The 11,976-nt window shown below is 69.7% G+C and carries 10 protein-coding genes; 5 read left to right on the forward strand and 5 right to left on the reverse strand.

The features are described 5' to 3' along the window. The first annotated feature begins 15 nt into the window (after positions 1-15). The gene (locus QC283_RS29995; protein ID WP_279564865.1) at positions 16-603 is read left to right on the forward strand and encodes a gas vesicle protein; all 588 of its coding nucleotides are present in this window, start codon (positions 16-18) and stop codon (positions 601-603) included. Positions 604-746: 143 nt separating this feature from the next. Here QC283_RS29995 and QC283_RS30000 read toward each other — a convergent pair whose 3' ends face one another. Further along, positions 747-932 (reverse strand): DUF6510 family protein, encoded by a 186-nt coding sequence (locus tag QC283_RS30000; protein ID WP_279564866.1) that lies wholly within the window; start codon positions 930-932, stop codon positions 747-749. 27 nt (positions 933-959) lie between these two features. Further along, complete coding sequence (locus QC283_RS30005; RefSeq protein ID WP_279564867.1) at positions 960-1,787, reverse strand: alpha/beta fold hydrolase; 828 nt, start codon at positions 1,785-1,787, stop codon at positions 960-962. Between the two features lie 1,195 nt (positions 1,788-2,982). On the opposite strand from QC283_RS30005, the gene QC283_RS30010 reads away from it, so the two are divergent. Next, positions 2,983-3,501, forward strand: a complete 519-nt coding sequence (locus QC283_RS30010) for a transglycosylase SLT domain-containing protein (RefSeq protein ID WP_279564868.1) — start codon at positions 2,983-2,985, stop codon at positions 3,499-3,501. Positions 3,502-3,704: 203 nt separating this feature from the next. Here QC283_RS30010 and QC283_RS30015 read toward each other — a convergent pair whose 3' ends face one another. Together QC283_RS30015 and QC283_RS30020 are read right to left on the reverse strand one after the other, a co-directional pair. Then, entirely contained in the window at positions 3,705-5,234 is a 1,530-nt protein-coding gene (locus QC283_RS30015; RefSeq protein WP_279564869.1) for a helix-turn-helix domain-containing protein, read from the reverse strand. 75 nt (positions 5,235-5,309) lie between these two features. Next, entirely contained in the window at positions 5,310-5,507 is a 198-nt protein-coding gene (locus tag QC283_RS30020; RefSeq protein ID WP_079160105.1) for a DUF4236 domain-containing protein, read from the reverse strand. A 350-nt stretch (positions 5,508-5,857) separates the two neighbouring features. Between QC283_RS30020 and acnA the strand changes: the two genes are divergently transcribed. Continuing rightward, on the forward strand, positions 5,858-8,575 hold the full coding sequence (gene acnA / locus QC283_RS30025) for an aconitate hydratase AcnA (RefSeq protein ID WP_279564870.1): 2,718 nt from the start codon (positions 5,858-5,860) through the stop codon (positions 8,573-8,575). Between the two features lie 269 nt (positions 8,576-8,844). On the opposite strand, the gene QC283_RS30030 is transcribed toward acnA, so the two are convergent. Beyond that, positions 8,845-9,837 carry an acetylxylan esterase gene (locus tag QC283_RS30030; RefSeq protein ID WP_279564871.1) on the reverse strand — a complete coding sequence of 331 codons (993 nt, stop codon included), beginning with the start codon at positions 9,835-9,837 and terminating at the stop codon, positions 8,845-8,847. 267 nt (positions 9,838-10,104) lie between these two features. Between QC283_RS30030 and QC283_RS30035 the strand changes: the two genes are divergently transcribed. Together QC283_RS30035 and QC283_RS30040 are read left to right on the forward strand one after the other, a co-directional pair. Beyond that, positions 10,105-11,100: an ABC transporter permease gene (locus tag QC283_RS30035; RefSeq protein WP_279564872.1), complete on the forward strand. Its 996-nt coding sequence runs from the start codon at positions 10,105-10,107 to the stop codon at positions 11,098-11,100. After that, on the forward strand, positions 11,094-11,975 hold the full coding sequence (locus QC283_RS30040) for a carbohydrate ABC transporter permease (protein ID WP_279564873.1): 882 nt from the start codon (positions 11,094-11,096) through the stop codon (positions 11,973-11,975). Before QC283_RS30035 ends, QC283_RS30040 begins: the two co-directional genes overlap by 7 nt. The last annotated feature ends 1 nt before the right edge of the window (position 11,976 follow it).

Here is an 11,976-nt window from a genome sequence, read left to right on the forward strand (position 1 = left end):
ACCCGGGATCCCCGGGTGACCTTGGACGATCTCCTTGAGGTCGTGCTCAACAAGGGGGCCGTCCTGCACCTCGACCTCATCATCGCGGTGGCGGACATCCCCCTGATCGGCGTGAACATCCGGGCTGCCATCGCGGGCATGGAGACGATGCTCGAGTACGGGATGCTCCGGCAGTGGGACGCCGACACACGGGCCTGGGCCGAGCGCAGCGCGAGCGCCAAGGCGGAGCTGGCCCCCGGCGAGACCCTGGTCGCCCGCATGTTCGGCGGCCACTACGACGGAGGGGCCCTGTACGACGCGTGGCGGCCGGGCACCCTGTTCCTCACCGACCGGCGGGTGCTCGTCCAGCGACGCGAGCCGCGGGAAGTGATGTGGGCGGCGGAGCTCACCGACAGCCGCTCCACGCACTTGCGGACGGAGACGTCCGTCGGCGGTGAGGAGCGTACCCGGGTGTGCGTGGAACTGGCCGACGGGCGGAGCGCGGTCCTGTCGGCGACCGAGCCGGAGACCTTCCACGAAAAGGTGCGCCAACAGGCACCGCATGTGCGGTCGAGAGCCCCGCACGGCGTTCCGTCCGCCGGGGGAGGCCCTGCGAACGAGTGATGCCCCTGACGACCACGACGATCTCGCGCGGGACGAGGCCGGAGGCAGTTGTGTTCGATTTGTCAGTGCGTCTTCGCCCGCCGCACCAGCTCGGCAACCGGGATATCGGGCGGCGGGTTCGTCATCCGGAAACCGAGTGACGGTCAGGGCGCGCTGGGCGGCAGGGCGAAGCGGAACGCTCCGCCGCCGGTGCCGAGTCGGAGCCAGAGGTGGCCGGGCCGGGAGACGGCGCGCAGGGCGATGTCCGCGCAGCCGGGACAGCGGCCGGTGAGACCGGGGACGGGACCGGCATCGTCACCGGCTTCGAACAGGCCGGCCACCAGCGCCACGGCTGTGACGGATGGCGTGTACGCGGGTCACCGCTCCAGGAACTCCAGCAGGTCCTTGTGGAAGCGTTCCTTGTCTCCTGGAACCATGGCGATGCCATGTGAGCCGCCCTCGTAGACCTTCAGCTCGGCGTCCGCGATGAGCTGGGCGGACTTGCGGCCGGTGGCGTCGATCGGCACCACCTGGTCGTCGTCGCCGTGCACGATGAGTGTGGGGACGTCGAATTTCTTGAGGTCGTCGTGGAAGTCCGTCGTGCCGAAGGCGTCGACGCAGTCGACACCGCCTTCGATGGTCTGTGCCATCGCCATGTACCAGAAGGCGTCCTTGTTGCCCTGGGTGACCTTGTTGCCCTCGCGGTTGGCGGAGAAGAAGCCGACCGCGGTGTCCTTCCAGAACTGCGAGCGTTCCTTGAGGATGCCGGCCTTGATGTCGTCGAAGACGGACTGCGGGACGCCCTCCGGGTTGTCGGGGCCCTGCAGCATCAGCGGCGGGATGGCGGACAGCAGGACGGCGGAGCGGATTCGCCCGGTGCCGTGGCGGCCGATGTAGCGGGCGAGTTCGCCACCGCCCATCGAGTGCGCCACGAGCGTCACGTCCCGCAGGTCCAGGTGTGTGATCAGGTCGTTCAGGTCGTCGGCGAAGGTGTCGAAGTCGTAACCGTCGTACACCGGCGTCGAACGACCGTGACCGCGCCGGTCGTGCGCGATCCCGCGGTAGCCGGCGTCAGCGACCGCCTTCAGCTGATCCTGCCACGCGTCACCGTTGAGCGGCCAGCCGTGGATGAACACCACCGGACGGCCTCGCCCCCAGTCCTTGTAGAAGATCTCGACACCGTCTCGCGTCGTGCAGATAGGCATGGCGTCTCCTTTCACCGCAGCGAACAAGGTCCCCGGTCGAGCATCCCCCCGGCCTCCATCAGGCGCCATTCGGCGCATCACCCGGCCGGCTGAGACGCCGGCGCCGGCCTCGCGGCTGCTCGGCGTCCTCGCCCGGACGATCGTGCCGCCGGGGCGCGCAGCGGACGAGGACCCCCGTCGGCCGGAACGGTGGCCCTGAAGCCGCGACGGCCCGGGCAGGCGGGGGCCGCACGGCGGAACGGCAGAAGCCCGCCACCAGGCTGTGCCCGGCGGAACTCGCGTGGGGCTCGTGACAGGCGCGCTCGAGTGCGAGCAGCGGCCGGACCGGCCCCCTGGACGCCGCCTGCCGGTCCGTAGAGGAGGTGCCGTGCCAGCCACGCAACGGCCCACCGGGCTGCGGCGTCCCTGCTCGAACCCGACCTGCCGGCCCGCATCGACATCACGCACATCGACCAGCTCGCCGCCCGCGTCCTCAACGGTCGCGGCCACCCGCGCCCGCGACACCCTGCGGTCAGCTGGTACGGCAAGCCGAGTCCGCCCTGAAGGGCCCGGCCGCCGTCCCCTGGGATCCGGCCCTGGCGGTCGCTCTCACCGAGTGCGGTGTCCGGGCCGAGGCGGAAACGGTACTGAACGACCTGCTCACGGACCTCGGCACGCAGTCCCGCTGGGGCGCGTCCCCCGACCGCGGCGGGCGCGGAATCTGCGCGTACCGACTGACACTCCCTCGTCACGCGCGTCCTCGTGCACCACCTCGCCCGGTACCGGGATGCCGGCCTTCCTGACGACCCCGGAAGGTGACTGCGCCGTTTCATCGAGTGAGGCACCTGTCTCCGCAGGGTGACGAGAGGCGACCGCCGGGTGACCGGCTCTGTGAGGGCGCGCACAGGTCTCACGTCACACGGGGCCGGGGTTAGTAGACGCCCGACGGGCGCTCGCCTGCGTGGTCGCCGACCGTCCGGGCGACTCACGCGGCCGGTCTGCGAAGCGGCGTAGTAGGTCACACACTTGTCGCGGCGCCGGAACGTTCCGCAGTCTGTTCGGCGTACCGGGGAGCCGAGCGCCGGACCGGGACGGGAAAGCCCGTCCGGGATCCAGACACCGGCCCTGATGACGCGAAGACGCGTCCCACGCGGACACCGCGTCGCCGACCCCCCGTCGGCCTCCCCATCACGTTCCCGAATGGAGAGGTACACCCATGCACGCCCTCATGCGCCGCCCCCACATCCGCAAGTCCGCCGTGGCCTCCCTCGCCGCCGCGGGCGCCGCCGCCGTCAGCCTCACCCTCGTCCCCAGCCCGGCGCACGCCGCCGAGCCGGCCAAGGCCTCCACCGCGCAGACGCAGGCCCAGACCGACAAGATCGAGGCCATGGTCGAGGCCGGCGAGAAGAAGCACGGCGACGACCTCGACGGCTGGATCCGCACCGCCCTGGACGTCATGCACGCCAAGAACATCCCGGGCACCTACGAGGGCGTGCACCGCAACATCATGCGCGAGTCGTCCGGCAACCCGAACGCGCAGAACGACTGGGACGTCAACGCCCAGAACGGCATCCCCTCGAAGGGCCTGCTCCAGACGATCCAGCCCACCTTCGACGCCTATCACGTCAAGGGCACGAAGGACTCCATCACCGACCCGGTCGCCAACATCGTCGCCGCCTGCAACTACGCGGCCGACAAGTACGGCTCCATGGACAACGTCGACTCCGCCTACTGACCGGCGGACCCACCGACCGCCTGAGCCCCCGGGACAACCGGTCCCGCGCGGAGGCCGGCGGGGCCCAGGCAGTACAGCGGGGCCGGAGGGACGACACGTGTCCTCCGGCCCCGCTCGCGTCGCATCCCGTGCGGGGAGCCTCAGGCCGGGCGGGGTTGCGGGTGCAACCGCACGGGGATGGGCACCACCCCTTCTCGGAACTGTCAGATGTCCCGGAAGATCTCGATCTGCGCCCCGATCGAGTTCAGCCGCTCCGCCAGGTCCTCGTACCCCCGGTTGATGACGTACACGTTGCGCAGCACGGACGTGCCCTCCGCCGCCATCATCGCCAGCAGGACCACCACGGCGGGGCGCAGGGCCGGCGGGCACATCATCTCGGCGGCGCGCCAGCGGGTGGGGCCCTCGACCAGGACGCGGTGGGGGTCCAGGAGCTGGAGTCGGCCGCCGAGGCGGTTGAGGTCGGTCAGGTAGATGGCGCGGTTGTCGTAGACCCAGTCGTGGATGAGGGTCTGGCCCTGGGCGGAGGCCGCGATGGCCGCGAAGAAGGGGACGTTGTCGATGTTCAGGCCCGGGAAGGGCATCGGGTGGATCTTGTCGATCGGCGCTTCGAGCTTCGACGGCCGGACGGTGAGGTCCACCAGGCGGGTGCGGCCGTTGTCCGCGAAGTACTCCGGGGTGCGGTCGTGGTCGAGGCCCATCTCCTCCAGGACCGCCAGCTCGATCTCCAGGAACTCGATGGGGACCCGGCGGACCGTCAGCTCCGACTCGGTGACCACGGCGGCGGCCAGCAGGCTCATCGCCTCGACCGGGTCCTCGGAGGGGGAGTAGTCCACGTCGGCGTCGATGACCGGCATGCCGTGCACGGTGAGGGTGGTGGTGCCGATGCCTTCGACGCGGACGCCCAGGGCCTCCAGGAAGAAGCAGAGGTCCTGGACCATGTAGTTCGAGGAGGCGTTGCGGATGACGGTGACGCCGTCGTGCCGGGCCGCCGCGAGGAGCGCGTTCTCGGTGACCGTGTCGCCCCGCTCGGTCAGCACGATCGGGCGGTCCGGGCGCACCTGACGGTCGACCACCGCGTGGTAATGGCCCTCGGTCGCGGCGACGTCCAGGCCGAAGCGGCGCAGCGCGATCATGTGCGGCTCGATGGTCCGGGTGCCGAGGTCGCAGCCGCCGGCGTAGGGCAGCCGGAAGCGGTCCATGCGGTGCAGCAGCGGGCCGAGGAACATGATGATGGAGCGGGTGCGGACGGCGGCCTCGGCGTCGATGGCCTCCATGTCCAGCTGGGCCGGCGGCACGATCTCCAGGTCGGTGCCGTCGTTGATCCAGCGGGTGCGTACGCCGATGGAGTTCAGCACCTCCAGGAGGCGGTAGACCTCCTCGATGCGGGCGACCCGGCGCAGCACCGTGCGCCCCTTGTTGAGCAGCGAGGCGCACAGCAGGGCCACGCAGGCGTTCTTGCTGGTCTTGACGTCGATGGCGCCGGAGAGACGCCGGCCGCCGACCACACGCAGGTGCATCGGACCCGAGTAGCCGAGAGAGACGATTTCGCTGTCCAGCGCTTCGCCGATGCGGGCGATCATCTCAAGGCTGATGTTCTGGTTGCCGCGCTCGATGCGGTTGACGGCGCTCTGACTGGTGCCGAGCGCCTCGGCGAGCTGTGACTGTGTCCAGCCGCGGTGCTGCCGGGCGTCACGGATGAGCTTGCCGATGCGTACGAGGTAGTCGTCTGCCATGAGGTTGAGGCTATCTCAGATATGAGATGGCGCCTCTCGGGGGGTCCGTCCGGGTGATGGGACGTCAACGTCGCCTCAATGATGCCTGGTCGAGCGGGTACGCCGCCATCCGAAAGGTCCGGGCAAATCCATCGATGTCGTACGACGCCCAGTGCTGCTGCGGGTGTGGCGGGGGCCGTTCCTGCCGCCGGTCGTGATGGACCAGGAACGTTTGTTGATGTTCAGGCGTACTCCGGGGAGGATCCGGAAGCTCTTGCGGAACGTGAGGGGCATCGTGCCTCCTTCCGAGTCGTGCCGGGTGTTCCCGGCTCGCATCGGATACCCCCGTTCGGCGTACTGATGGCCGCACGGGTCACTCGGGGAGGGCTCGGGGCGGTCCCCGGGTGAAGCCGGGGCGGCCGCGGGATGGGGTGCACGCCACACCGCGCCCGGGCATGACCAGCTCGCCCCTATGTACTAGAGTTATCTCGACATCGAGATATCTGCCGAGGCGCACCGCAGCCGAACGCCGCTATCGGGTCTGGTGGTAAGGCTTACCTAACTTAGCCCTACCTTAGCGGATCGGCCAGGGCGGCGTGGCGGCAGGATGCGGTGGTACGCGCACATAAATGAAGGAGACTGTCGTGTCGGCGAACAGCTTCGACGCCCGCAGCACACTGCAGGTGGGCGACGAGTCGTACGAGATCTTCCGGCTGGACAAGGTCGAGGGCTCCGCGCGCCTTCCCTACAGCCTGAAGGTGCTGCTGGAGAACCTGCTCCGCACCGAGGACGGCGCGAACATCACCGCCGACCACATCCGCGCCCTGGGCGGCTGGGACTCGCAGGCCCAGCCGTCGCAGGAGATCCAGTTCACGCCGGCCCGAGTGATCATGCAGGACTTCACCGGCGTGCCCTGTGTCGTCGACCTCGCGACCATGCGCGAGGCCGTCAAGGAGCTCGGCGGTGACGCGAACAAGATCAACCCGCTCTCCCCGGCCGAGATGGTCATCGACCACTCCGTGATCGCCGACAAGTTCGGCACCAACGACGCCTTCAAGCAGAACGTCGACCTGGAGTACGGCCGCAACAAGGAGCGCTACCAGTTCCTGCGCTGGGGCCAGACCGCCTTCGACGACTTCAAGGTCGTCCCGCCCGGCACCGGCATCGTCCACCAGGTGAACATCGAGCACCTGGCCCGCGTCGTCATGACCCGTGACGGCAAGGCCTACCCCGACACCCTGGTCGGCACCGACTCGCACACCACCATGGTCAACGGCCTCGGCGTCCTCGGCTGGGGCGTCGGCGGCATCGAGGCCGAGGCCGCGATGCTCGGCCAGCCGGTCTCCATGCTCATCCCGCGCGTCGTCGGCTTCAAGCTGACCGGTGAGCTGACGCCCGGCACCACCGCCACCGACCTCGTCCTCACGATCACCGAGATGCTGCGCAAGCACGGCGTCGTCGGCAAGTTCGTCGAGTTCTACGGCGAGGGTGTGGCGGCCACGAGCCTCGCCAACCGCGCCACCATCGGCAACATGTCGCCGGAGTTCGGCTCCACCGCCGCGATCTTCCCGATCGACGACGAGACGCTGAACTACATGCGCCTGACCGGCCGCAGCGACCAGCAGGTCGCGCTCGTCGAGGCGTACGCCAAGCAGCAGGGCCTCTGGCTGGACCCGAAGGCGGAGCCGGACTTCTCCGAGAAGCTGGAGCTCGACCTCTCCACGGTCGTGCCCTCCATCGCCGGCCCGAAGCGCCCGCAGGACCGCATCGTCCTCGCGAACGCCGCCCAGCAGTTCAAGTCGGACGTCCTCAACTACGTGGACGTCGTGGACGAGGCGGGCAAGGAGTCCTTCCCGGCCTCCGACTCCCCGGCCGTCACCCCCAACGGCGCTCCGTCCAACCCGGTCCAGGTCACCGCCCCCGACGGCACGACCTACGAGCTGGACCACGGCGCGGTGACGGTCGCGGCCATCACCTCCTGCACCAACACCTCCAACCCGTACGTCATGGTCGCCGCCGCCCTGGTGGCCAAGAAGGCGGTGGAGAAGGGCCTGACCCGCAAGCCGTGGGTCAAGACCACCCTCGCCCCGGGTTCCAAGGTCGTCACCGACTACTTCGAGAAGGCGGGCCTGACCCCGTACCTCGACAAGGTCGGCTTCAACCTCGTCGGCTACGGCTGCACCACCTGCATCGGCAACTCCGGCCCGCTGCCGGACGAGGTCTCCAAGGCCGTCAACGACCACGACCTGGCCGTCACCTCGGTGCTCTCCGGCAACCGCAACTTCGAGGGCCGGATCAACCCCGACGTCAAGATGAACTACCTGGCGTCCCCGCCGCTGGTCGTCGCGTACGCGCTCGCGGGCTCCATGAAGGTGGACATCACCAAGGAGGCCCTGGGCGCCGACCAGGACGGCAACCCGGTCTTCCTGAAGGACATCTGGCCGAGCGAGGCCGAGGTCAACGAGGTCGTCGCCAGTGCCATCGGCGAGGACATGTTCTCCAAGTCCTACAGCGACGTCTTCGCGGGCGACGCCCAGTGGCAGGCGCTGTCGATCCCGACCGGTGACACCTTCGAGTGGGACACCGAGTCCACCTACGTGCGCAAGCCCCCGTACTTCGAGGGCATGGGCATGGAGCCGGCTCCGGTCGAGGACATCTCCGGCGCCCGGGTGCTGGCCAAGCTGGGCGACTCGGTGACGACGGACCACATCTCGCCCGCCGGCGCCATCAAGGCCGACACCCCGGCCGGCAAGTACCTGACGGAGCACGGCGTCGAGCGCCGCGACTTCAACAGCTACGGCTCGCGCCGCGGCAACCACGAGATCATGATCCGCGGTACGTTCGCCAACATCCGCCTGCGCAACCAGATCGCGCCGGGCACCGAGGGCGGCTACACCCGCGACTTCACCCAGGACGGCGGTCCGGTGTCGTTCATCTACGACGCCTCCCGCAACTACATCGAGCAGGGCACCCCGCTCGTCGTCCTGGCCGGCAAGGAGTACGGTTCCGGCTCGTCCCGCGACTGGGCCGCCAAGGGCACCGCGCTCCTCGGCGTCAAGGCCGTCATCGCCGAGTCGTACGAGCGCATCCACCGCTCGAACCTCATCGGCATGGGCGTCCTGCCGCTCCAGTTCCCGGAGGGCCGTACCGCCGAGTCCCTCGGCCTGACCGGCGAGGAGGCCTTCTCCGTCTCCGGTGTCACCGAGCTCAACGAGGGCACCACCCCGCGCACGGTGAAGGTCACCACCGACACCGGTGTCGAGTTCGACGCGGTCGTCCGCATCGACACCCCCGGTGAGGCGGACTACTACCGCAACGGCGGCATCCTGCAGTACGTGCTGCGCAGCCTGATCCGCAAGTAGGCGGCGGCGCACAACGGTTGAGGGCCGCATCCCCGTCGGCGGGGGTGCGGCCCTCGCCGTGTCGCCGTGACGCCGTGTCGCCGTGACGCCGTGTCGCCGTGACGCCGTGTCGCCGTGTCGCCGTGTCGCCGTGTCGCCGTGTCGCCGTGTCGCCGTGTCGCCGTGACGCCGTGTCGCCGTGTCGCCGTGTCGCCGTGTCGCCGTGTCGCCGTGACGCCGTGTCGCCGTGACGCCGTGTCGCCGTATCGCCGTGTCGCCGTGTCGCCGTGTCACGTGGCGGGCAGCACGCCGGCCAGCCAGTCCAGCTGGCCGCGCACATGCACCGCGTCGCCCCCCTCGTGCCCGTTGAACGGGTAGGCGCGGATCTCCTTGCGGGGCTCGGCTCCGCTCAGTTCCGCGTACCGGTTGAAGGCGGCGTACGCCCCGCTCGGCGGGCACACCGTGTCGCGCAGACCCACACCGAAGTGGGCCGGGGCGTGCGCGCGGCGGGCGAAGCTCACGCCCTCCACGTACGACAGCGTGCGGTACGCGGCGGCCTCGGCGCCCCGGTGCACCGACAGGTACGCCGCGATCTCTCCGTAGGGCCCCGCGTCGGTGAGGTCCAGCGCGCGCCGGACACCGCACAGCAGCGGGGCGGAGACCAGCACCGCCGCCAGGTCCGGCACCAGGCCCGCCACGGCCAGCGCCAGCCCCCCGCCCTGGCTGTTGCCGACGGCGGCGACACGCCCCGCGTCCACGCCGGGCAGCGCCCGCACCGCCGCGACCGCCCGGACCGCGTCCGTGATCAGCCGGCGGTAGTGGTAGGCGTACGGGTCGAGCAGCCCCCGTACCGCCGGGCCGGGACCGCCCGGCGCGCCGGCGCGCGGGTCCGGGGTGTCGCCGCCGCAGCCGTACTGGTCGCCCTGGCCCCGGTTGTCCATCAGGAGATGCGCGTACCCGGCGGCGGGCCAGGTCAGCCGCTCGTGGGGGAGGCCGCGTCCGCGCCCGTACCCCGCGTACTCGACGACCGCGGGCAGCGGCCGGTCCGCCCCGGCGGGCCTGCTGAACCAGGCGCGCACCGGGTCGCCGCCGAAGCCCCGGAAGGTCACGTCCCAGGTCTCGGTCAGCCGCAGTCCGGTCTCCGCCGGGTGCGCCGACACCAGCGGGTCGCCGGCCGCCGGCTCCGCGAGGGTGCGGCGCCAGAAGTCGTCGAAGTCGTCGGGCTCGTCCGGGGCCGGACGGTGGTGCCGCAACTGCGTCTGCGGCAGGTCGAACGCGGGCACGGCGGCACCTCGCAGCAGGTTCGGGGAGACCGGGCGACCGATTGTTGCGGTCGAATCCCAGAAAGGTGCGACCGACCGTAACAGCTCGCCACCCTCTTCCCAAGGTGCAGGTCAATCATTTCCGACGGCGTGCGTGCCTCAACATCCCGCTCCGCACCGGCCATTGACAGTGCTTTCCCCTGCCTCTAGGTTGCCGCGAAGTTACCGGTAAGAGCTCGAAAGTTTCGGCACCGTGTCCTGCGTCCCACGCCACCGGGAGACCCGAGCATGAGCACCTCCACCACGCCGGCCCCACCACCCGGCGCCCAGGATCCGCCCCCGGCCCGGGCCGCGCCCCGCAGCGCCGCACGGCGCACCGCGCCCACCGGGTGGCGGCGGGCGCTGCGCCGCGACTGGCAGCTGTACTCGCTGGCCGTGCTGCCGCTGCTGTTCTTCCTGGTCTTCCGCTATCTGCCGATGATCGGCAACGTGATCGCCTTCCGCCGCTTCGAACCCGGCGGTTCGATCCTGGGGGAGCAGTGGGTCGGCCTCCGCTACGTCGAGATGTTCCTCACCGACCCCACCTTCTGGCAGGTGTTCCGCAACACCCTCTGGATCGGCGGCCTCACCCTCGTCTTCTGCTTCCCCATCCCCATCGTGCTCGCGCTCCTCCTCAACGAGGTGCGCACGCGGGCCCTGAAACGGTTCGTGCAGTCGGTGTCGTACCTGCCGCACTTCCTGTCGATCGTGATCGTCGCCGGTATCACCCTGCAGATGCTCGCGACCGACGGACCGGTCAACCACGTCCTCGGCTGGTTCGGCCAGGACCCGGTCCCGTTCATCCAGCAACCCGAGTGGTTCCGCACCATCTACGTGGGCTCGGAGATCTGGCAGACCGCGGGCTGGGGCACCATCCTCTACCTCACCGCGCTCACCACGATCGACGACGACCTGTACGAGGCGGCTCGCATCGACGGCGCCAACCGCTGGCGGCAGATCTGGCACGTCACCCTGCCCGGCATCCGCCCCACCATGATCACGCTGCTGATCCTCAACATCGGCACCTTCCTGGCGGTCGGCTTCGAGAAGATCCTGCTGCTCTACAACCCGCTGACCTACCGGACCGGTGACGTGATCTCCACGTACCTCTACCGCACCGGTGTCGAGTCCAACAGCTTCAGCTACGCCGCCGCCATCGGCCTCTTCGAGGCGGTCATCGGCCTGGTCCTGATCACCTCGGCCAACCTGCTCTCGCGCCGCACGGTGGGGACGAGCCTGTGGTGACCGTCGACCGGCCCACCCGCGGCTACCGCGTCTTCCAGGGCGTCAACGGCCTGATCCTCACCGGCGTCGTCGTGGTGACGCTCTACCCCTTCCTCAACATCGTCGCCCGCTCCTTCAGCGGGGAACGCCAGATCCGCGCGGGCGAGGTGACGCTGTGGCCCAAGGGCTTCAACCTCACCACGTACGAGATCGTCTTCCAGGACGGCACCTTCTGGCGCAACTACGGCAACACCGTGTTCTACACGGTCGTCTCCACCGCCGTCGCGATGCTCCTGACGACCTGCTACGCCTACGTCCTGTCCAAGAAGCACCTCAAGGGACGCGGACTCCTCGTCGGCATCGCCGTGTTCACCATGTTCTTCTCGGGCGGCCTGATCCCCACCTACGTGCTGATCACCAGCCTCGACATGAAGAACACGGTGTGGGCGCTGGCCCTGCCCAACGCGATCAGCGTCTTCAACCTGCTGGTGATGAAGGCCTTCTTCGAGAGTATGCCGGACGAACTGGAGGAGGCCGCGCAGATCGACGGCCTGAACACCTACGGCACCCTGCTGCGGATCGTGCTGCCGCTGTCGAAGGCGGTCGTCGCGACCATGGTGCTGTTCTACTCGGTGTCCTTCTGGAACTCCTGGTTCGGCGCGTTCCTCTACATGGACCGGATCGAGCTGATGCCGGTCACGGTCTACCTGCGCAACCTCATCGCGGGCGCCACCGGCGGCACCGGCGCCGGCGCGGGCACCGAGCAGCTCACCCAGGTCGCGGCCAACATCCAGGCCGTCACCATCGTGCTCACCGCGCTGCCCATCCTCTGCGTGTACCCGTTCGTCCAGCGCTACTTCGTGTCGGGCGTGATGCTCGGCGCGGTCAAGGGCTGAG

Origin of the sequence: Streptomyces sp. DH41, from assembly GCF_029813785.1 — a bacterium.
Classification (GTDB): domain Bacteria; phylum Actinomycetota; class Actinomycetes; order Streptomycetales; family Streptomycetaceae; genus Streptomyces.